This is a genomic window from Arthrobacter sp. 05N429, assembly GCF_056397045.1.
The window spans coordinates 205,669-227,152 of the sequence record NZ_JBFTMQ010000006.1 but is presented as its reverse complement, the minus strand read 5'-3'; the positions used below and the strand labels follow the sequence as shown (position 1 = coordinate 227,152).

Here is a 21,484-nt window from a genome sequence, read left to right as displayed (position 1 = left end):
AACGTCACAGCACGTTAACAAACGGCGACGGTCCCGGAAACGCGGCTTCCCTACCTTGGAAGGACAACATCCCCCAAGGAGGTCCCCGTGACTGCTGAACGCACCGCAGATGCCCCAACCGGCATTTCCCCCGCCACACATGCCGGCACCACCCTCGGCGGTCCCGCCCTTGAATTCCGCCCTGGCCGCTGGATCGCCAACTGGGATGCCGAGAACAAAGAACAGTGGGAGACCCAGGGCCGCACCATCGCCCGCCGCAACCTGAACTGGTCCATCTTCGCCGAGTTCCTGGGCTTCGTGGTCTGGCAGCTCTGGTCGATCGTGGTGGTCCAGCTCCCCGCGGCCGGTTTCACCTTCACGACGTCGGAAATCTTCTGGCTGATCTCCATGCCGAGCCTGGTGGGCGCGACCCTCCGCATCCCGTACACGTTTATGGTGCCCCGCTTCGGCGGCCGCAACTGGACCATCGTCTCGGCCATGCTGCTGCTCATCCCCTCGATCGGGCTGGCCATGTGCGTCTCCAACCCGGAGACCCCATTCGGCGTCATGCTGTTCGTGGCGGCCCTGGCCGGCTTCGGCGGCGGCAACTTCGCCAGCTCCATGGCCAACATCACCTTCTTCTACCCGGCCCGCGAAAAAGGCTGGGCGCTGGGCCTGAACGCCGCCGGCGGAAACCTCGGTGCCGCCGTCGCACAGCTCGCCGTCCCGATTGCCATCACGCTGCTGGCCGCCGGCACCGTGAACCTGCCCATGGCCGGCTGGATGTGGGTCCCGCTCATCCTGGTCGCCGCCTTCGGCGCCTGGAAGTACATGGACAACCTCACCAGCGCCAAGGGCGACGTCGCGGGTTCGCTCGCGGCGCTCAAGGAACCGCACCTTTGGATCATGGCGCTGCTGTACATCGGCACGTTCGGCTCGTTCATCGGCTTCGCCGGTGTGTTCCCCAAGCTCATCAAGGACTACTTCCCGGCATTCTCCTCCATCGGAGTCGGCACCGTGGCCCTGTCCCTGGCATTCCTGGGCCCGCTGGTCGGCTCGCTGGCCCGCCCCTACGGCGGACGCATGGCGGACCGCATGGGCGGCGCCCGGATGACCGTCGCCGCGTTCGCCGCGATGGCCGTCATCACCCTGACCATGGTCTGGACCCTGCCGCTGAAGAACTTCTGGCTGTTCCTGGGCCTGTTCCTGCTGCTCTTCACCGCCAGCGGCTTCGGAAACGGTGCCACCTACCGGATGATCCCCATCATTTTCGCCACCTCCAGCCGGGCCGCCAAGTCCGGTGCGAGCACGGTGACCACCCAGCGGCTCGCGTCCTCGGCCCTGGGCCTGATCTCGGCGATCGGAGCCTACGGCGGGTTCGTCATCCCGCAGGTCCTCAACGCCTCCAACACCGCCAGCGGCTCGTACACGCCGGCGTTCTACGGATTCGTCGGAGCCTACGTCCTGATGCTGGCCGTCTGCTGGTTCTGCTACATCCGCAACGCCAACCGAAACGCGATGGGACACGTCTAACATGACCAACGGCGCCGCCACGCACTGCCCCTACTGCGCTCTGCAGTGCGCCATGACGCTCACCACCCCAGCGGCTCTGACCCCGGCTTCCCAGCCGGGGTCAGACCCCGTGCCGGAGCAGCCTGCCGCCGTCGCACCCCTCGTCGCCGTGTCCGGCCGCGACTTCCCCACCAACCGCGGCGGGCTGTGCCGCAAAGGCTGGACCTCGGCGTCACTGCTGAACCACCCCGGCCGCGTCACCGAGCCGCTGCTCAAAGGGGCCGACGGCGTCCACCGCCCCATCGGCTGGGACGAAGCCCTGGCGCTCGTCACCACGGCGGTGAAGGCGACCCACGCCCGGCACGGGGCGGACGCCGTCGGAGTCTTCGGCGGCGGCGGGCTCACCAACGAGAAGGCCTACCAGTTGGGCAAGTTCGCCCGGCTAGCCCTGGGCACGTCGCGGATCGACTACAACGGCCGGTTCTGCATGTCCTCGGCCGCCGCGGCCGGGATGCGCGCGTTCGGGCTGGACCGCGGCCTGCCGTTCCCGCTGGAGGACCTCGATTCCGCCAGCACCATCCTGATGCTCGGCTCGAACGTCGCCGAGACGATGCCGCCGTTCGTCCAGCACCTGCAGGGCGCCCGCGACGCCGGCGGGCTGATTGTGGTGGACCCCCGCCGCTCGGCCACCGCGGCATTTACGTCCGACGGCGGCGGCCTGCACCTGCAGCCGCTGCCCGGCACGGACCTCGCCCTGCTGCTGGGCATCTCCCACGTGGTGATCCACGAGGGCCTCGCCGACGCCGGCTACATCGCTGCCCGCACCGCCGGGTACGACGCCGTGGTCCGCAGCGTCGCCTCCTACTGGCCCGAACGCGTGCAGTCCCTGACCGGCGTCCCGGCCGGACTGATCCGCGACACCGCCCGCCGGCTGGCCGACGGAGCCCGCCGGAGCGGCAGCTACATCCTCACCGGCCGCGGCGTGGAGCAGCACGTCGACGGCACGGACACCGCCACCGCCGCCATCAACCTCGCGATGCTGCTGGGCCTCCCGGGCTCCGCCCGCAGCGGCTACGGCACACTCACCGGCCAAGGCAACGGCCAGGGCGGCCGCGAACACGGCCAGAAAGCGGACCAGCTCCCCGGCTACCGCAAAATCACCGACCCCGCCGCCCGCGCCCATATGGCCGCCGTGTGGGGCGTGCCGGAGACGCTGATCCCCGGCCCCGGCCTCCCCGCCGTCCAGCTCCTGAAGTCCCTCGGACAGCCCGACGGCGTCCGCTGCCTGTTTGTGCACGGCGCCAATGTCGCGGTCTCCGCGCCGGACGCCAACGCCGTGATCGCCGGCCTGCGCAGCCTGGACTTCCTGGTGGTCTGCGACTTCTTCCTCTCCGAGACGGCCGCCGAGGCGGACCTGGTCCTGCCGGTCACCCAGTGGGCCGAGGAGGAAGGCACCCTGACCAACCTCGAGGGCCGGGTGCTGCGCCGCCGCCGGGCCATCGCTCCCCCGCCCGGGGTGCGCACCGAGTTGTGGATCATGACCCGGCTGGCCGAGGCCCTGGACGCCCCCTCGATGTTCAGCGAGGACCCGGAGACCGTCTTCGAGGAACTCCGGCTCGCCTCCGAAGGCGGCCTGGCCGACTACTCCGGGATCGACTACGCCATGCTGGACCGCGGCGAAGCAGCCTACTGGCCGTTCCCCGCCGGCAGCACCGGGACGCCGCGGCTGTTCCTTGACGCCTTCGCCCACGCGGACGGACGGGCCGTGTTCACCCCGGTGACGCCCCGCCGTCGTGCTTCTTCCGCAACTTCCGCCGCGGAGGCCGCGGACCGGGCCGGCAAGCCGATGACCCTGATCACCGGGCGGCTGATGGAGCACTACCAGTCCGGCGCGCAGACGCGGCGGGTCGCCGCACTGGCCGAGGCCCAGCCGGAAGCGAGGCTGCAGATCCATCCGGCGGCCGCCGCCGCGCAGGGCATTGCCGAGGGCGATGTCGTCTCGATTTCCAACGGGCGCGGCGAGGTGACCTGCCGCGCCGAGCTGAGCACGGAGATCCGGCCCGAAACGGTGTTCCTGCCGTTCCATTTCCCGGAGCTGGAGAGCGCCAACCGGCTCACCGAGGCGGCCACGGATCCGATCTCCGGGATGCCGGAGTTCAAACTCAGCAAGGTCTGGGTCCGGCCCGGCGCTGCCACTCTCCGTGCCAGTGAACTGCCGGCCAATGAACTGCAGAAGGAAGGTGCTTCATGACTGAGCGCATTGTTGTTGTGGGCTTCGGGCCCGTGGCCGCGCGGCTGGTCGACGAGCTGCTGCCAGCGGTCCGCGGCGGACTCGCGCACCTGACGGTGGTCGGCGAGGAGGCGGAGGCCGCATACAACCGCGTGCTGGTGGCGGACCTCGGGGTCGGGCGGACCACGGCGTCGGCCCTGGCACTGTCCGATGCCGCGGCACTGATTGCCGACGGCGTCGACGTCCGGCTGGGCGTCCGGGTCCGCCGGGTGGACCGCGCCCGGCAGCAGCTGGTCCTCAGCGACGGCACGTCCCCCGGCTACGACCGGCTGGTCTTCGCCACCGGCTCCCGCCCGGTGATCCCCAACCTCACCGGGCTCAACCCGGACCCGGCCGCGCCTGTGCTGCCGGCCGGCGTGACCGCGCTCCGGGACCTGCGCGACGCCTCGGTGCTGCAGGCTGCGGTTGCCGGCGGGAAGCGCGTGGTGGTCCTCGGCGGTGGCGTGCTGGGGCTGGAGACGGCCCTCGCCGCGGCCGAGGAGGGCGCCACGGTCACCGTGGTGCACAATGGCCCGCACCCGCTGGGCCGCAACATCGACCGCGGCGGCGGCGCGGTGCTCGCCGCGTCGCTGCGGAACTGCGGCGTGCGGGTGGCCGGCAACGCCCGGTCCACCGGAGTGGAACACAACGCGCCCGGCGCCGGCTTCTCGGCGCTGCTGCTCGATGACGGCTCCGCGATCGACGGCGACCTGCTGGTGCTCTCGTGCGGGGTCCGGCCGCGGACCGAGCTGGCGGAAGGCTGCGGGCTGTCGACGGCGGCCGGGATCCTGGTGGACCACAAGCTGCGGGCGCACCACGAGCCGCACATCTTTGCGATCGGTGACTGCGCCGAGGTCCGCTGCCCGGACCCGGAATGTGTCGAGTGCCGGACCGCCCGTGGACCGTCCGGGCTGGTGGGCCCGGGCTGGCGGCAGGCCGAATGGCTCGCAGAATACCTGACGCTGCTGGCCGCTGAGTCTCCGGAGGCCGATCTGTTGCTTCCCCTGGCGGCGGAACTCCCGGGCGTGATTGTGCTCAAGGCCCGGGGCATGAACATGGCCGTGGCCGGGGATGTTTCCGCCGAGCCGTGGGACGAGGAGGCTTTGACTTCCGGCGCCGTGAGTGGCCGGGCCAGGCTGCAGATCGCCCAGTGGGCGGATCCAGAGCATGGCCGCTACGTGAAGATGACCACCCGCGCCGGGGTGCTGGAAGGCCTGGTGGCGGTGGGCATGCCCCGCAGCGCGGCCGAGCTGGTGCAGCTCTTCGAGCGGGGTGCCGAGCTCCCCGCGGACCGGTCTCTGCTGCTGCGCCTGGACGGACCGGACCAGGTTGCGGCTGCCGGTGCCTGGGACCCGGAGCGCACGGTGTGCCGGTGCGCCGGCGTGAGCGGGACCAAGATCGCCGACGCGGTGACCGGCGGCTGCGGCACGGTGGCCGAGGTCTCAGGCGCCACGCGCGCCGGCACGGGCTGCGGTGGCTGCCATGACGACATCAAGGGAATCATCGAAAAGCACTTTCAGGGGGCCGCTGCCTGACAGTACGTGTACTGAAGTCGGGAAGGCCGGGTCTACGGACGCAATACTTCGTCGTGTGCGGACCAACCCCGTCAGATATGCATAGACCAATTCCCCTAGTTCATTCGTCCGTCTGACGGTGAAATCGGCGTGACCGTTCGGGAGTCTGTCGCATGCATGCATCTAGGTCCTCCGCATGAGGGCCCTTCGTGCTGAGGGTGAGCGCTTGCGATGGGACCTGCGATCCTTAGCGGCCCTGCTCTGCGTCCTCCGAAGGGATAGTGAGCGCTTCTCCATGATCGGCGCAAGCAGCCGACTAACTAGTCGAAGTCTGCAGATCGGAATGGGACCACGTATACAACTTTGTCACCAGCGTCCACTCGGTCTGTTATTCCAAAGAATGGCAGCACTTCCGCGCGTCGACTCATCTCGTTAATGCCGAGATGCCTTAGCAGTGGCCGGTACGCTTCAACGTTGTTCCCGACAAGTAGCTGATATGGGTCCTCTCGAGTGCCGGTTCCGACATAATGCTGGCCGAGCTTGAAATACTGGGGAACCTGCTGACGTCTCACTTCCCGGGAGAGAGTAACCCCATCGGCCACGGCCAGTTTGGCCGAGTTAAGTCCTGCCCCAATCTTTAGGTACTGCGCGCTTATGTCCATGCTCCGGTCGTTTGACGTCATCTCGACAAGCACAACCAACCCTTTATGCATGACGCCATAATTCGCCGACTGACTGTGGTGGTTGAGCGATCCGGAGTTCCCGTGTATAAACACGGACAGCTCATTCCACAAGGTCACGACCCAATCGTTTACGCCAGGAAAGGCGTTCGTCATCATATCCAGCAGCGCCGGAGGACTAAGGGCACCTCGGTCCGAGACACGAATGGCCAGCGACCCGACCTGCCCTCCAGGCCCCGGGCCGCCGAAGAGGAGGCAAAGAAAGTAACGTTCGACTTTCAGCAGGGCTTCCTCTTCCTGCGGAGACGCCGCGCGGGCCGTGCGAATAGTACTGAAAACTTTGCTACTAAGTGATCCTGCGTAAATCACGGCTGCGTGATGCTCTAAGACGCCGCGCGACGCCAAGCCGACGAGCAAAGGGTTGCGGGATGCTAAGGCCCGGACCAGAGCTTCAATGTGATGGAGTCGTCGCAGATCGACGGTGAGAACCGCAGCATTCACCAATGCCTGAAGGTAGTCCAAACGCGCCACCAAGGCGTCAGGTGATCCGGGCATACTCGACAGCCAAGCATCTAGGGCGGGTTCTACGTGACACCATGCCCTCGTGCCGAACGGCATTACAGCTCTGCTGACGGGGTGCTGCAAGAGTCCAAGTTCTGGCCGGCTGGCATTCGAATCCCGGTTGACCGATCCTCCAAAGAAGATAACCAATGGATCATCTGAATCCAACTGCGAGAGATCTGGGCGTTTCAAATCTTCGAAGTAGGCGATAATCGAGTCCTCGATGTCCGCTGGTTTCAGACACCTTTGGGCGCGTTCAAATTCGATATCCTCTGCCAGCCTCAAAATATCTGTCCGGTACTCAGAGAGACCTCGGCCTAATCCCGGCGAACCAGAAGAGGGTTCCTTCCTAGGCTGCTCCGTAAGCTTGAGAAGTGAGTGGGCCCTAGCCCCTAGCTCTGCGTATGCCACCAGAAGTATTCGAATCGAATCAGTTTTCTCCGGCATGAGGAGAGTGATGTGGCCGAGGCTATTTGGATGGATCAGAGCATTCAATTCACTCCAAGGATATCGCGGTTCACGCTTGGCAATACCGAAGTCTGGCGCTAGCCGGCGACTTATTCCTCGACTTGCAAGGCAGACAGCTAGATGGCGGATCGGTGCTTCGTCGGTGAAATCTGACTGCAACACAGGCTCAAAATTTTCAATAAAGCTCAGTTCTTCGTCCCATGAACGTACAACTCCGGCAAAGGTCAGTAAGTCAGCACTGCCCAAGGCGACACGGGACGCGGACTCGAATACCGCCCATCTGGCCCAGAGACTTCGGCGAAGAGACTCCCGAGCCTCAACTGTAGCCGGCCGCAAACCGTCAGCAATTTGCAAAAGCACCTGGACGTCCTGTTGGGAGAAGCCGGAGGGAACAGCATCCTCAATCAGTGCCGGATCTGTACGCATGGCTCGATTGACGAGTTCATCAATCTCCGGCAATTGCTGACGCCAAACGTCGAGCCACGCCCGGCTTAGTTCATTCCATATACTTTGAGTCACATCAGCCACACTATTACACAGTCGTTGATGACCGCTCAAATTCATACCTCACCATGCAAGTCGGCGACCGATCGTAGTAAGGAGGGCACGAACGCGCAAAAAGCCAGCCCGTTCGGTTGATTCTTTTGTCTATCGATGACGGACACAGCACAATCTCCCGTCCAGGACGTCCTTTAGCGGTCCCAGTGGAAAGTCAACTAGAATCGCATGCCCACTCGGCGCGGAAGTGGGACCGCCTCATATTCAAGAAATGATAATCGTGGACGAATTGATAGAAGCTCTTATCGAACTGACTCTGCTTTTTCAGCGATATGGACAAGAATGCCTCAATGTATCGCCCGCCGATTTGGACGTTGACATGGGCCCTACTCCCCTTGGCGCGGGCGCAGTGTCCGCAACGGGCACAGGCTTCGTTCGTCGGCAGAAGGCACCCCATGTACGTCCACATCATTCTGACGCTCGGCCCGATCGTTGTGGCCGCCTTCGTTTTCCAGGCTGCAGATCGCCCAGTGGGCCGATCCCAGCACGGCCTCTACGTCAAAATGACCACCCGCGTCGGGGTGCTGGAAGGCCTCGTGGCGGTGGGCCTGCCGCGCACCGCTGCGGAGTTGGTGCAGCTTTTCGAGCGCCGTGCGGAGTTGTCGGCGGACCGGTCCCTGATGTTGCGGCTCGACAGCCCGGACCAGGCAGCCGGTGCCGACGCGGTGACCGGCGGTTGCGGCACGGTGGCCGAGGTCTCAGGCGCCACGCGCGCCGGGACGGGCTGCGGCGGCTGCCATGACGACATCAAGGGGATCATCGAAAAACACTTTCAGGGGGCCGCTGCCTGAAACCGGTTCGGCGACTTATTGGCCCCAATCGCCCCTGCCGCCGTCCCCTCCTGCGCCGAACCCCGCGGCCCACCGGTGGAAGCCGCTTTCGCTGTAAGGACCGAGACGCCCGATCTTGGGGGCCATGGCGCCGAACAACAGTACTCCGGCCGCATCCGGGTCGCCGCCGCAGGCCGCAAAGAGGGCCCGACGCCGGCGGCCGACGGTCCAGATGATGCCAAGGAACAGGGAGAAGGACAGCCCCATCCCGCCAGCGATTGCGGCCGCCGTCGCGGGTACGGACTCATTCACCTTGAAGCCGTTGAACAGCATCACGCCAAACAGCAGCCCCAGCGGGATGGCAAAGAACAGCCGGCGCACCAGCGCCCAGCGCAGACGTGAAACGGGAACCGGGAGTTCGGTTGCGGCTGTCGTCCCGGCGGGCGCAATGGGCCCCGCTGCGCGGTGATCTGAAATGTGCACGTTTCTTCCCCCAATGAGACGGCAGTGACCCTGATCGAATCCTAGGCGATTTCGGCTGCGTCCATGGTCCTTCAGTGTTGCAGGGTTTCCAGGCAGGACCGCAGGCAAGGGCCCGCTGCCGCATTGTGGTCACTTGCCTGGCGGGGACTTACTGCGCTGCGCTGTCGAACAGCTTCTGCCACTGGGCATGCTCGCGGCCGGCATCCAGCCGCCGGCTCGCAGTCCACCGGGGCAGGTAGTCGGGCGCGGGCAGTTCCCGGACGGGCTTGGGCTCGGGCTTCTTGGGCTTGGGCTGCGGCCGGGTCTGGACCGGTCTGGCCACAGGCCGGGTCTGGACAGGCCTTCGGGTGAGGTTCGGTTTCGGCCTCGCCACCACGAAGACCGCGATCCACCACCTGATGCAGGCCACAAGGGCCCAAATGACGAGTCCGGCAACGATGACTTGCCACAGAGCGACCACCACTCCAATGGCGAGCAGCACGACGATCCACATGGCGACACCATCGCATACGGGACCTGCCTGGAAATAGGGTCTTTTTCCCTTATTCCTTTTCCCCTTCGCGGGCGCTGCCGTCCGAGTGGTCCTCACCCAGTCGGGCGGGTGGTCCCCAGGGACCGCCCGGGGTGCCGGTCCGTCTACGGGGGCTCTGGCACGACCGCTGGCTAGGGCTACGCGGCCTCCAAACGACACGGATTGGGGCCAAACAGGGCGCCCGGACACCGGTGCGACGCAGCACGGAACGTATCTGTGAACAGTCTCGGGGACCTGGACCTTGAACACAAAAGAGGGGCCACCCAGCAGGTGGCCCCTCTTTTTACTGCCTACTTATCGCAGCCGATTCCGTCACCGTCGCGGTCGAGGTGCTTACCGTACCCCGGTGTGCCCCTGTAGACGGGCGCAGCACCCGCGGCCCTTGCAGCGGTGCAGTTCGCAAAGGGTGCAGCAGCTGGAGCCGCCGGTGCAACCGGAACTGCACGAGGAGCCGCCGGCACTGCCGGTGCCGCCGGTACAACCGGAACGGCACGAGGGGCCGCAGGGACGGGTACGACGACCGGTGGCGCCACTACGGCAGCCGGCGGCGCCACGACCGGCGCTGCTGTCGGTGTCGGTGTAGGCGTCGGTGTTGCATCGGTCAGGTGTACGACGCCAAGACTGATCCGGGAGGATTTAGCCACCGTGGCTCCCGGCGAGACATCCTGGGTGGTTACCTGCCAGTTCGACTCAACGAAAATGGACTTGCCAGCTGCCGTATCTGTCGCTTCGACCTTCAGGCCAAGACCTTTCAGCTCTTCGGTGGCGTTGTCCAGCCTCTTACCCACAATGTCCGGGACCGTGACACCGGACACGAGTCCAGCCGTCTCGGATGCTGACGGCGTCGCCGCCGTTTGTGCGGACTTGCTGCCACACCCTGTCATTAGCAAACCAGCAAAAATGACGAGCGCGAGTACCTTCTTCAAATTTCCCCCTGCCGGGCGATGCCCGGTAACTGTCATCGCGGCCAGGACATCGGAAAAGGGCGTCAATGCCTAAGGCTTCCGACGGGCGCGCTTGAACATTAAAGTATCAGCACCAGCACCCCCATCCGACCAAGTCGAGCCTTGGTACCCGAATATGGCGCCGCGTCCAACTGTCATGAGGAAAGCTGCGATCGGGAAGCCCGGCGTTGCGCGATCTGAAGCCCTGCCTTGCGATCGGGCCTTTCTCCTCTTGGCACATCCCCCTCAACCGGCGTGTACTGGAAATAGGTTCCGTTCATCGCAGGAGGCACCCCATGAACGTCCCCATCATCCTGGCGCTCGGCGCGATCGTTGTGGTCGCCGTCGTCATCTTCATGACGCGCGAGAAGGATCCGCGACAGCGGGCCATGGCGTTGCAGCGCACCGGGGCCGCCGTGATGGCCGTGTTCACGGTCCTCGCGGGCGTCTTCATCGCCGGCTATGCCCTGCAGGATCCGGGTGGAAATACCGGATTGCTCATCACCGCCGCGTGGGTGCTGCCGATGCTCATCCTCGCCGTGGCGGCCTGGTTCTGGCCGGCACCCACCGCTCCCCTCCTGCTCGCCCTCACGGCTTCCTTCATCGCGGCGTGTGTGTGGCTCGCCTTTGATCCCGCAGCCCTGGGCGCCTTCATCAGTGAGAACGGACCGGTGATCGCCGTCAGCGTCGTCGCCCTGTCCTTCCCGGCCGCCGTCCTCGGCTTGAAACGCGCCGCGCTGGCCGGCTGGATGCTCGTTGCCCTGGGCGCGCTGCCCCTCCTGATCACGGTTATCGGAAGGTCGGGTCCGGTCGCATCACTCGCCGCGGCAAGCGTGGTTCCCTTGATTGCCGGAATCAGCTACCTTGTCTCCGCCCGGATGGCGAGCGGCAGCACCGCTGCGGGGCGTGGACGCGCAGCTGCGGCGTAAAAGCGTCCGGACACCTGCGCGTCACAGGAATCGGGCCAGCGACGTCCGGCGGGTAGCATCGGGGCCATGAGCGCCGACGACGACGACATCACCGAAGAGCTATTGACCGACGCCGCAAAGCTGACCGGGCTGAGCCTCGAGCTCCTGGGTCTCGACCCGCACCCGGATGACATGACGCCGGAGCAGCGGCTCCAGTTCGATCCCGAAGATCTGGCCGAAATGGCCGCCGTTTCGCCGGCGGAACGCCAGAAAGCCGTGAGCCAGACGCGCCTGCTGGCAGGCCTCCTGTGGAACTCATCGAGCATCCTCATCGACCAGCTCTTCCGCGACCTGGGAACGCTGAGCGACCTCGACGAGGTCACCGGGTCCGACGTCGCCGGGACCTCTGTGTTGTCCTCGCTGCCGCCTCAGTTCGCCGCCAGCTACGACGGGAAATTCACCCAGAAGTTCATCGTGGTCGCCTCCGACGTCACTTCGTCGCTGGCCCGGGGCTGGACCGCTCCCGGCTGCCTCGCCGCTGAACTCGCCGTCCGCTGCCTGCTCGACCAGGCGGAGATCACGGAGGACATCTACGAACTCGACCTCCCCGACAACTGGCGGGCACAGGTTGAGGAAGTCCTGCTGGAGGACGCGGACAGCCAGGCACTGTACTCGGAGAACCTCGATGTTCTAGAGGACGACGCCGACCGGCTCGGCTTCGAGCACTGGTTCAAACCCCTCGCGCCCGGCGACACTGTGCCGCCGTACGCCTGGTCCTGAACCTTAGGGCCGGCCCGACGGGGCCGCGAGGCGCGCCAGGAAACCCTCGGTGAAACGCTGGACGCCGTCCCACTCGGTGTAGACGTAGTCCCGGGAGGTGTCCGTGTCCAGGGAGCCCTTGTCGCTGGCGATCTTCTTCATGACGTGCTTCTTGATGAAGCCGTAATGGGTGTACAGCAGTGCGCCTGCGAACAACCCGACGTGCGCGGGCCGCCACCCCGTCTCCTCCTCGAACTTCGCCACGTAACCCTCGGCGTTCTCCTCGTCACCGTGGGCGGCCAGGCTGACCGACACCAGCGCGGACTGGAGACGCTCAAGCTCTGCACGGTTCTTCTTCACAAAGTCCGTAACGTGCCCCTCGTGCTTGCCCATGTGCACGGACGCCGCGACGATGACGCCGTCGTAGCCCGCCGGAAGGGTGTCCCCCGAGCGTTTAAGGTCCGCCGTCTCTGCCTGGTGCCCGTGGGCGCGGATCAATTCGGCAATGTAATCCGCGATCTGCGCCGTCTGCCCCTCAACGGTGCCGTAAGGGATGTAAATGTTGGCCATGTTCCACTGTGCTCTCGCATCGAAGTGAAGAAGTAGGGCCGAACGTCACCGTCGTCTCGAAAGCCCACCGCGCCCTTGACGGCTGCGGCCCACGGCCTGGAATGAACGAAGGCCCCGGGGACCGGTCAACTGCCCCGCTGCGGTTCAGTGCTCCGCGGCGAGGTGCGTAGCGGGGTCGACCGGCTCGAACACCGTCGAGCCGATCATGAAGATGCCGCGCTGCGGGATCCAGAAGTCCCCGAGCCTGTCCTGGACGGGCAGGGCCGACGCCTGACCCAGGCTGTGCCCCCGGAGGTGCGCTGTGCTCCCGCGGACAAACCACAGCTGCCGCGGGCGCGCACCAAAGGTCTGACCGTTGGGCACCCTGCCCGTCAGCGCGATGTGTCCGGCACCGAGCACCGGGCCGGCGACGGCCCCCATGACGCGCAGGAACATCCGGCGGCGCCAGAGCCACGCCGGGACCGACCCGGCCACCGCCGACATGAGCCGGGTGACCGGCGTTGCGGCCAGCGTCACGTCCCAGCTCAGGTCCACCCCGTCTCCAACCTCCACGCTGAAGGAGTAGTCGTTCCGCCACCGGATGGAGATCCCGCCCGTCGACGCCGCTCCCAAGGCGCCGCCGAAGTAGCGGGCACAGGAGGTGCCGGGCGCGGTGGTGCTGTGCATCGTCCAGACGCCGCCAGGATCGCGGATCCAGACCGAGCTATAGCCCGGCCCCACGGAGGAGGCGGGAAAATGGCGCAGGGCAAGGACGTGGCCGGAGCCGAACGGCACGCCCATCACGCCGTACCCGGCAAACCGTTCTTCCGGGCCGGAGGGCAGCGCCGGGTTGTGTTCCATAGACTCCACCAGGGTGCGGGGACTCTGCATGGCTACGGCCTCCGGTTGGGCTACGTTTGTTCGCTACATGTGGACGTGCAGGCGCCGTGCGGCTTCGGAGATGGAACCGCTCAGCGAGGGGTAAACCGTGAAGGTGCTGGCGACGTCGTCGACGTGCAGCTTCTGGGTGACCGCGAGGGAGATCGCGAAAATCAGCTCGGAGGCGTTCGGACCCACCACCACACCGCCGATCACGGTGCCGGAGCCCTTGCGGGCGAAGATCTTGATGAAGCCGTCCCGGTGGTTGCGCATTTTGGCGCGGGCGTTGCTGCGCAGCGAGAGCTTCACGACGTCGGCCTGGTACTTGCCGGACTCGATCTCGGCCTCGGAGACGCCGACGTTCGCGATCTCGGGCGAGGTGAAGATGTTGGACGCGACCTGGTGCAGCTTGAGCGGAGTCACGCTGTCGCCCAGGAAGTGAGCGATCGCGATCCGGCCCTGCATGGCGGCCACGGACGCGAGTGCCAGTACGCCTGTGCAGTCGCCGGCGGCGTAGATGTTCGGCGCGGTGGTGCGGGAGACGCCGTCGACCTTGATGTGCCCGCTCTCGGTGAGCGCCACGCCGGCCTCCTCGAGCCCGATCCCGGCGGTGTTGGGGATGGACCCGACGGCGACCAGGCAGTGGCTGCCGGTGACCCGGGAGCCGTCACCGAGGGTGACGATGACGCCGTCGTCGGTACGCTCTACGGTTTCGGCGCGGGCACGTGAGAGGACCTTCACCCCGCGGCGTTCGAAGACGCCTTCCAGGACCTCGGCGGCGTCGGTGTCCGAGCCGGGCAGTACCCGGTCGCGGCTGGAAATCAGGGTGACCTTGGAACCGAGGCCGTTGTAGGCGGAGGCGAACTCCGCGCCGGTCACGCCGGAGCCGACGACGATCAGGTCCTCGGGGAGCTCGTCCATGTTGTAAATCTGCGCCCAATTCAGGATCCGGACGCCGTCCGGGCGGGCCGTGGGCAGCTCGCGCGGGTGGGCACCGACGGCCAGCAGGATCGCGTCCGCCTCGATGATTTCGGTGCCGTCGGCCGTGAGGACCTCGATGGTGTGGCTGTCCAGCATCCTGCCGGAGCCGAGCAGAATCCGGACGTCCTGGTTCTCCAGGCCCTTCTGGATGTCGGCGGACTGCTGCCGGGCCAGCCGCAGCAGACGGTCGTTGATGTGCTTGAGGTCCGCGCGCATCGTCGGGGTGCAGTCGCCGCCGTCGAGGTCGAACTTGACGCCGAGCTCGCCGGCCTCGCCGACGCGGGTCATCAGGTCCGCCGTCGCGATCAGGGTCTTGGACGGCACGACGTCGGTCAGCACCGCGGAGCCGCCAAGCCCGGCGCGTTCGATGATGGTGACCTTCGCGCCCAGTGAGGCGGCGACCATGGCGGCTTCGTAGCCGCCGGGCCCTCCGCCCAGGATTGCGATGCGGGGTGAGCTGAAATCGGGATGCGTAGTCACAATCGTCCATTGTCCACCATCCGGACCGGCACCACCAAGAATCCGGACCCGCACCACACCCGGCCCCACACACCGCCCGGTGCTGGGCAGCACGCCGCCGGCAGGATAACTTGTACCGGTGAGTACAACAGAATTCCTGAACACGGACCCCTTCGACGCCGCCCGCGCCGCCGCCGACTACATTGCCGAGGAGACGGGCATCGAGGCCCACGACGTGGCCCTGGTGCTCGGCTCGGGCTGGGGCGACGCCGCCGACCTGATCGGCGAGACCACCGCCACCCTCTCCGCGGACGAAGTCCCCGGCTTCTCCTCCCCCTCGGTGGTGGGCCATGTCGGCACCATCCGCTCCGTGCTGACCAAGGAGGGCAAACGCGCCCTGGTCCTGGGCGCACGCACCCACTACTACGAGGGCAAGGGAGTCCGCGCCGTCGTCCACGGCGTGCGCACCGCCGCGGCGGCCGGCTGCAAGACCCTGGTCCTGACCAACGGCTGCGGCGGCCTCAACGAGGACTGGACGCCCGGCACCCCCGTGCTGATCAGCGACCACATCAACCTCACGGCCACGTCACCGCTCGAAGGCGCCACCTTCGTGGACCTCACCGATCTGTACTCCTCGCGGATCCGACGCCTGGCCCGCGAAGTCGATCCGTCCCTGGACGAGGGTGTCTACGCGCAGTTCACCGGCCCGCACTACGAGACCCCGGCCGAGGTGCAGTACGCCAAGCGGATCGGCGCGGACCTGGTGGGCATGTCCACCGCGCTCGAGGCCATCGCCGGCCGGCACGCGGGCATGGAGGTCTTCGGCATTTCGCTCGTGACCAACCTCGCCGCCGGCATCAGCCCGGTGCCGCTGAGCCATGGGGAGGTCCTCGAAGCCGGCCAGGCCGCGGGCCCGCGCATTTCCAAGCTGCTCGCGGAGATCATCGCGAAGCTCTAGGACCCGGCTGTGAGGTCCTGGTTCCGGCCTTAGCTCCCCGGCGGCGCGAGATAGCGCACGGCTTTTTCCTTGTCCTGGGGGAAGCGCCGTTCCATCGAGTCCGCGATCCCGGCAATCGTTTGCCGGGCCAGCGCCTGCCGCCAGGCGAGTTCCGCCTGGCGCATGGTCTGGGAGATCAGACAGGTCCGGACGAAGTTAAGTTCCGTGTCGGCATCCGGGACGTTGCCCAGGATGCCTTCGCAGCGGAACACCGGGTCGGGGCTTTCCAGGGCCAGGACGATGTCCAGGACAGTTACGTTTTCCGGCCTGCGCGCCAGGTGGAACCCGCCGCGCGGGCCGGAGACGGAGCCCAGGATCCCGGCGCGGACCAGCGCCTGGAGCTGTTTGTTGAGATAGGCCCCCGGGAGCTTGTAGTACTCGGCCAGCCGGGCGCTGTTGACCGCCTCGCCGGGCGGTGTCCACGCCATGTTGACGCAGCTGTGCACGGCCCATTCCACCCCACGGCCCATCTTCATATTCCAGACGCTACGTGTCCGGAAAATTCACTGTCAAGGGCCGGCGTGTACGGCGGCTGTGACCGATCTGTAAGGCGCACTCTCGCTTGTCGAGGAAGGCATCCGCGGCGATTGGCGCTAGTTTGGTTCCTATGACGTCTTCCGATGCCGAACTCACCCGCCTGCTGAGCGAAGCCCGCACCTGGGCCGCGCAGGACCCGGATCCCGCCACTGCTGCCGCCCTGACCGAACTGGTCCGGCTCGCGGGCGACGGCACCGCCGCGGCCCGCCAGGAGCTCGCCGACAGCTTCAGCGGCACCCTGCAGTTTGGCACCGCGGGCCTGCGGGCAGCCCTCGGCCCCGGCCCGAACCGGATGAACCGCGTGGTGGTGCGCCGCGCCGCCGCCGGGTTTACAGCCTTCCTGACCGACGCCGTCGCGCAGGCCGCCCCCGGCACCCGGCCGCGCGCCGTCGTCGGCTACGACGCCCGCTACAACTCCGACATCTTCGCGGAAGAAACCGCCGCGATCCTCACCGCCGCCGGCGTCGAGACGTTCCTGATGCCGGCCGCCCTGCCCACCCCGCTGCTCGCCTATGCGGTGCGGGCCCTGGAGTGCGACGGCGGCGTGATGGTCACCGCCAGCCACAACCCGCCACAAGACAACGGCTACAAGGTCTACCTGGGCCGGCACGCCGTCGAGGAGAGCGGACGCGGCGCACAGATCGTGGCGCCGTACGACGCACTGATCGCCGCGAAGATCGACGCCGTCGGCGAGCTGTCCGGCATCGCCCTGGCCACGGAGGGCTGGACCATCCTGGCACCGTCCATCGCGGCCGAGTACGAGGCGGCCGTCGCGGCGCTGGCCGCACCGGAGCATTTCCCGGCCCGCGACCTCAAGATCGTCCTGACCCCCATGCACGGCGTGGGCGGCGAGACCGCCGTGGCGGTGCTGCACGCGGCCGGTTTTGCCGACGTCACCCTGGTGAGCGAGCAGGCCGAACCGGACCCCGACTTCCCCACGGTGAACTTCCCGAACCCCGAAGAGCCCGGCGCCCTGGACCTGGCCCTGGAAACCGCCGCCCGGGTGGACGCGGACATCGTGATCGCCAACGACCCCGACGCCGACCGCGCCGCGGTTGCCGCCAAGGATCCGGACACCGGCGCCTGGCGCATGCTGCGTGGAGACGAGGTGGGCGCACTGCTCGGCGCGCACGTCGTGGCGCGACTCGCCGCAGGCGAAGAAGCCACAACGGGTGTGTTCGCGAATTCGATCGTGTCCTCGCGGCTGCTCGCGCGGATCGCGGCGGCGGCGGGCTACGCCCATGAGGAAACCCTCACCGGCTTCAAATGGATTGCCCGTGTTCCCGGGCTGCTGTACGGCTACGAGGAGGCGCTGGGTTACTGCGTCGCACCCTCCCTGGTCCGGGACAAGGACGGCATCTCCGCGGCCGTGCTGATCGCGGAATTCGCCGCAGCGGCAAAAGCCGACGGCAAGTCGATCTTCGACACCCTCGACGAGCTGTACCTCGTGCACGGACTGCACGCGAGCGACCAGCTCAGCATCCGGGTCGCGGATCTGGGCCTGCTGGACGCCATGATGAACCGGCTGCGCGTCAGCCCGCCGGAAGCCTTTGGTGGCTCCGCCGTTGAAACCGTCACGGACCTCGCCGAGGGCAGCGCACAGCTTCCGCCCACCGACGGCCTGCTGTACCTCACGAGGGACCTCAGCCGCATCATCATCCGCCCCAGCGGAACCGAGCCCAAGCTCAAGTGCTACCTGGAGGTCATCCGCAACGTCGGGTCGGCCGCCGAACTGCCCGCGGCGCGGCTTGAGGCACGCGCCGCGCTCGACGGCGTCCTGGCGGACGTCCGTGAGGCGCTGGGACTGTAACTCCCGGCGTCAGCTCCTAAAGCTCGACCTCAATGTACCCGCCCACAATCCGGGTACCGAAGGTCTGGAGCCGGAGTTCCGGAGTGCCCAGGCACTCCCCCGTGCCCAGGTCATAGACCTCCTTGTGCAGCGGCGAGGCGAGGGTCGGGCGGGAGCCCCGGGATCCGGTAATGCCGCGGGCCATGACGTGCGCCCCGGTGGCCGGGTCCTCCTGGGCGACGGCGTAAACCTCACCGGACACGGTCCGGAACAACGCCACCTGGCGGCCGGCGATCAGCGCGGCCTCGCCCCAGGCCGGCTCCAGGTCCTCCACGGCGCACACGCGGTGCCAGCCGGTCCCAAAGCTGGGGTGTTCAACAAAGCTCCGTGCTGCGCTCTCAAGTACGGCAGTCATTTCGGCCCCTTTCTGATCCATCTCTAACGGGCTCAGGCGCTCCTGCGGCCACATACCCAAGCTAGGCCCGGGGTGTTTCAGCGGCATGCAGTGAATGTGTCCGGCGGGTAAAAGAGACCTCACGCCGCCGGAAATGCGTTCGTGATGCAGAAGTTAAGATCACGAAACATAAGGGAAACTGAAGCGAAACTGCGCCTGCCTAGTCTGGAGGGACACTTCGATTGAGAAGGTCGCAGAGCACCGACTGCGGCCCATGCGAAAGGCCCACAGTGACCGGACAGACTTCAAGCCCCCAGAGCCAGGGCGCAGAGCGCACAACAACACCGCGCCGCATCGTGGTTGCCGGAGGCGGCCCTGCCGCCCACCGTTTCGCCGATGCCATGCACGCCCGGGGCCTGGACGGCTGGCACGTCACCGTCCTCACCGAGGAAGCCCACCTCCCCTATGACCGGGTCGCGCTGAGCAAAGCCCTCACCGACGCCGACGTCGACCTCACCCTGGGCACCGCCGCGATGTGGGACCACGAGGCGCTCTCGCTGCAGACCGGCGAGCGCGTCACCGGCATCGACACCGCGGGCAAGACTGTCACCACCGCGGCCGGCACCGTGTACCCGTATGACGAACTGGTGGTCGCCACCGGCTCCGACGCCGCACGCCTGCCGATCCCGGGAGCCGAGCTCACCCACGTGTACCGCACGCTGGAAGATGTCTGGGCCATCAACCAGGCGATCACGGAACTGACGGAGAAGCTGGGCCGCAAGGTCAACGCCGTCACCATCGGCGGCGGGCTGCTGGGCCTGGAATCCGCGGCCGGCACCGAGCAGCTCGGCGCCACCCCGATCGTCATCAACGGCTCCCCCTGGCTCATGAACACCCAGCTGGACGAGGGCGCCGGGCAGGCCCTCGGCCGCCTCATCGAAGCCAAGGGCTTCACCGTCCACGGCGGTGTGTTCCCCTCCGAAGTTCTTTCCGACGACGACGGCCAGGTCACCGGGGTGCTGATGGCCGACGGCCGCATCATCGACGCCGACCTGGTGATCGTCGCGATCGGCGTGAAGCCCCGCGACGAGCTGTTCCGCGCCGCCGAGGGTGCGGAGCAGCAGTTCGACCTCGGCCCCCGCGGCGGCGTGGTCATCTCCGACGGCTGTGAAACGCAGGTCCCCGGCATCTGGGCGATCGGCGAGGTCGCCAACTTCGGCGGCATGTGCCTTGGCCTCGTGGCCCCCGCCAACACCATGGCGGAAATCGTCGCGGACCGGCTGCACGGCGGCGACGCGACCTTCCCCGGCTTCGACACCGCCACCAAGCTCAAGCTCTCCGGGGTCGACGTCGCCAGCTTCGGCGACGCCTTCGCCCGGACCGAGCATGCGCTCGAAATTGTCTACGCCGACCCTGCCCGCGGCGTCTACCAGAAGATCGTCACCACGGACGACGCCAAGACCCTCCTCGGCGGCATCTTCGTCGGCGACGCGACCCCGTACACGTCCCTGCGCCCCATGCTGGGCCGGGAACTCGCCGCCGAACCCGGCGCGTACCTCACCGCTGCCGGGGGCGGCGAGGCCCCGGAAACGGAACTGCCGGACGACGCCATCCTCTGCTCCTGCAACAACGTGGCCGCTGGAACCATCCGCGACGCCGTCAACGGCTGCGGTGCCTGCGACGGCAACGCCCCGGTCCAGGAGCTCGGCGAACTCAAGGGCTGCACGCGCGCCGGAACCAGCTGCGGATCCTGCGTGCCGATGCTCAAGAAGCTGCTGGAAACCGAGCTGACCAAGTCCGGCGTCGAGGTCTCCAAGGCGCTCTGCGAGCACATCGAGCTGTCCCGACAGGAACTTTTCGAAACCATCCGCGTCCTGGAACTGGCCTCCTTCGAGGAAGTCATGGCCAAGTACGGCACCGGATCCGGCTGCGACATCTGTAAGCCGACCATCGCCAACATCCTGGCCAGCCAGAACAGCGCCTACGTCCTGGACGCCGGCCGAGGCACCCTGCAGGACACCAACGACCGCGCCCTGGCCAACATGCAGAAGGACGGCACCTACTCGGTGGTCCCCCGCATCGCCGGCGGCGAGATCACCCCGAAGAAGCTCGGCGTCATCGCCGCCGTGGCCGAGCAGTACGGCCTCTACACCAAGATCACCGGCGGCCAGCGGATCGACATGTTCGGCGCCCGGCTGGAGCAGCTCCCGGAAATCTGGAAGCTCCTGGTGGACGCCGGGTTCGAATCCGGCCAGGCGTACGGCAAGAGCCTGCGCACGGTGAAGTCCTGCGTCGGCTCCACCTGGTGCCGCTTCGGCGTCCAGGATTCGGTGGCCATGGCCATCCAGCTGGAACTGCGCTACCGCGGCCTCCGCAGCCCGCACAAGCTGAAAATGGGCGTCTCCGGCTGTGCCCGCGAATGCGCCGAGGCCCGGGGCAAGGACGTCGGCGTGATCGCCACCGCCGACGGCTGGAACCTGTACGTCGGCGGCAACGGCGGCGCCACCCCGGCGCACGCCCAGCTGCTCGCCAAGGACCTCGACGACCAGACGCTGCTGAAGTACATCGACCGCTACTTTATGTACTACATCCGCACGGCCGACCGCCTGCAGCGCACCGCGCGCTGGCAGGAGGAGCTCGACGGCGGTATCAAGCACGTCGAGGACGTGGTGGTGCACGATACCCTCGGCATCGCCGCGGACCTCGAGGCCGCCATGGCCAAGCACGTGGACACCTATGTCGACGAATGGGCCGACACCCTGAAGGATCCCGAGCGCCTGCGCCGGTTCCGCTCCTTCGTCAACGCCCCGGACCAGAAGGACGACTCGATCTCCTTCGTCCCGGACGAGCGCGGCCAGATGCGCCCCGCCACGGCCGAGGAGAAGGGCAAGGTCCTGATCGGTTCTTCCATCCCGGTCCGTGCCGCCACCCCGGAACTGCTCGACAAGAACGAGGTATAGCC

Annotated in this window: 17 protein-coding genes and 1 pseudogene; 9 read left to right on the top strand and 9 right to left on the bottom strand. The window is 67.1% G+C overall.

Annotation, left to right across the window (positions count from 1 at the left end; translation table 11 throughout):
* Positions 1 to 87: 87 nt before the first annotated feature.
* Genes AC1DF4_RS12890 through AC1DF4_RS12880 form a run of 3 tightly spaced genes read left to right on the top strand, consistent with a single transcriptional unit; the run spans position 88 to position 5,295 of the window.
* Positions 88 to 1,512, top strand: a complete 1,425-nt coding sequence (locus AC1DF4_RS12890; RefSeq protein WP_476913255.1) for an MFS transporter — start codon at positions 88 to 90, stop codon at positions 1,510 to 1,512.
* Between the two features lies 1 nt (position 1,513).
* Positions 1,514 to 3,742, top strand: coding sequence for a molybdopterin oxidoreductase family protein (locus tag AC1DF4_RS12885; RefSeq protein ID WP_476913254.1), 2,229 nt, complete (start codon positions 1,514 to 1,516; stop codon positions 3,740 to 3,742).
* A complete protein-coding gene (locus AC1DF4_RS12880; protein WP_476913253.1) occupies positions 3,739 to 5,295 on the top strand; it encodes an FAD-dependent oxidoreductase in 1,557 nt (518 codons plus the stop codon). Before AC1DF4_RS12885 ends, AC1DF4_RS12880 begins: the two co-directional genes overlap by 4 nt.
* Positions 5,296 to 5,594: 299 nt before the next feature.
* Here AC1DF4_RS12880 and AC1DF4_RS12875 read toward each other — a convergent pair whose 3' ends face one another.
* The gene (locus AC1DF4_RS12875) at positions 5,595 to 7,511 is read right to left on the bottom strand and encodes a hypothetical protein (RefSeq protein WP_476913252.1); all 1,917 of its coding nucleotides are present in this window, start codon (positions 7,509 to 7,511) and stop codon (positions 5,595 to 5,597) included.
* 483 nt (positions 7,512 to 7,994) lie between these two features.
* Between AC1DF4_RS12875 and AC1DF4_RS12870 the strand changes: the two are divergent.
* Positions 7,995 to 8,332, top strand: a pseudogene (locus AC1DF4_RS12870) ((2Fe-2S)-binding protein); the annotation flags it as partial.
* Between the two features lie 15 nt (positions 8,333 to 8,347).
* On the opposite strand, the gene AC1DF4_RS12865 reads toward AC1DF4_RS12870, so the two are convergent.
* The 3 genes from AC1DF4_RS12865 to AC1DF4_RS12855 form a co-directional block, all read right to left on the bottom strand.
* Positions 8,348 to 8,794 carry a hypothetical protein gene (locus tag AC1DF4_RS12865; protein ID WP_476913251.1) on the bottom strand — a complete coding sequence of 149 codons (447 nt, stop codon included), beginning with the start codon at positions 8,792 to 8,794 and terminating at the stop codon, positions 8,348 to 8,350.
* Between the two features lie 148 nt (positions 8,795 to 8,942).
* Positions 8,943 to 9,287: a hypothetical protein gene (locus tag AC1DF4_RS12860; RefSeq protein WP_441405841.1), complete on the bottom strand. Its 345-nt coding sequence runs from the start codon at positions 9,285 to 9,287 to the stop codon at positions 8,943 to 8,945.
* A 329-nt stretch (positions 9,288 to 9,616) separates the two neighbouring features.
* Entirely contained in the window at positions 9,617 to 10,252 is a 636-nt protein-coding gene (locus AC1DF4_RS12855; protein ID WP_441405840.1) for an excalibur calcium-binding domain-containing protein, read from the bottom strand.
* A 314-nt stretch (positions 10,253 to 10,566) separates the two neighbouring features.
* On the opposite strand from AC1DF4_RS12855, the gene AC1DF4_RS12850 reads away from it, so the two are divergent.
* Together AC1DF4_RS12850 and AC1DF4_RS12845 are read left to right on the top strand one after the other, a co-directional pair.
* Positions 10,567 to 11,199, top strand: a complete 633-nt coding sequence (locus tag AC1DF4_RS12850; protein ID WP_476913250.1) for a hypothetical protein — start codon at positions 10,567 to 10,569, stop codon at positions 11,197 to 11,199.
* A 66-nt stretch (positions 11,200 to 11,265) separates the two neighbouring features.
* The gene (locus AC1DF4_RS12845; protein WP_476913249.1) at positions 11,266 to 11,958 is read left to right on the top strand and encodes a hypothetical protein; all 693 of its coding nucleotides are present in this window, start codon (positions 11,266 to 11,268) and stop codon (positions 11,956 to 11,958) included.
* 3 nt (positions 11,959 to 11,961) lie between these two features.
* On the opposite strand, the gene AC1DF4_RS12840 is transcribed toward AC1DF4_RS12845, so the two are convergent.
* From AC1DF4_RS12840 to AC1DF4_RS12830, 3 genes are all read right to left on the bottom strand, one after another.
* Positions 11,962 to 12,507: a flavodoxin domain-containing protein gene (locus tag AC1DF4_RS12840; RefSeq protein WP_476913248.1), complete on the bottom strand. Its 546-nt coding sequence runs from the start codon at positions 12,505 to 12,507 to the stop codon at positions 11,962 to 11,964.
* Positions 12,508 to 12,651: 144 nt separating this feature from the next.
* Complete coding sequence (locus tag AC1DF4_RS12835) at positions 12,652 to 13,377, bottom strand: hypothetical protein (RefSeq protein ID WP_476913247.1); 726 nt, start codon at positions 13,375 to 13,377, stop codon at positions 12,652 to 12,654.
* Positions 13,378 to 13,410: 33 nt separating this feature from the next.
* Positions 13,411 to 14,868, bottom strand: coding sequence for an NAD(P)H-quinone dehydrogenase (locus AC1DF4_RS12830; RefSeq protein ID WP_476913283.1), 1,458 nt, complete (start codon positions 14,866 to 14,868; stop codon positions 13,411 to 13,413).
* Between the two features lie 76 nt (positions 14,869 to 14,944).
* Here AC1DF4_RS12830 and AC1DF4_RS12825 point away from each other — a divergent pair, with 76 nt between their 5' ends.
* The gene (locus AC1DF4_RS12825; protein WP_476913246.1) at positions 14,945 to 15,763 is read left to right on the top strand and encodes a purine-nucleoside phosphorylase; all 819 of its coding nucleotides are present in this window, start codon (positions 14,945 to 14,947) and stop codon (positions 15,761 to 15,763) included.
* Between the two features lie 29 nt (positions 15,764 to 15,792).
* On the opposite strand, the gene AC1DF4_RS12820 is transcribed toward AC1DF4_RS12825, so the two are convergent.
* Entirely contained in the window at positions 15,793 to 16,278 is a 486-nt protein-coding gene (locus AC1DF4_RS12820) for an RrF2 family transcriptional regulator (protein WP_476913245.1), read from the bottom strand.
* Between the two features lie 131 nt (positions 16,279 to 16,409).
* On the opposite strand from AC1DF4_RS12820, the gene AC1DF4_RS12815 reads away from it, so the two are divergent.
* Entirely contained in the window at positions 16,410 to 18,149 is a 1,740-nt protein-coding gene (locus AC1DF4_RS12815; RefSeq protein WP_476913244.1) for a phospho-sugar mutase, read from the top strand.
* Between the two features lie 16 nt (positions 18,150 to 18,165).
* On the opposite strand, the gene nirD is transcribed toward AC1DF4_RS12815, so the two are convergent.
* Complete coding sequence (gene nirD, locus AC1DF4_RS12810) at positions 18,166 to 18,543, bottom strand: nitrite reductase small subunit NirD (RefSeq protein WP_476913243.1); 378 nt, start codon at positions 18,541 to 18,543, stop codon at positions 18,166 to 18,168.
* Positions 18,544 to 18,812: 269 nt separating this feature from the next.
* Here nirD and nirB point away from each other — a divergent pair, with 269 nt between their 5' ends.
* Positions 18,813 to 21,482: a nitrite reductase large subunit NirB gene (nirB, locus tag AC1DF4_RS12805; RefSeq protein ID WP_476913242.1), complete on the top strand. Its 2,670-nt coding sequence runs from the start codon at positions 18,813 to 18,815 to the stop codon at positions 21,480 to 21,482.
* Positions 21,483 to 21,484: the final 2 nt, after the last annotated feature.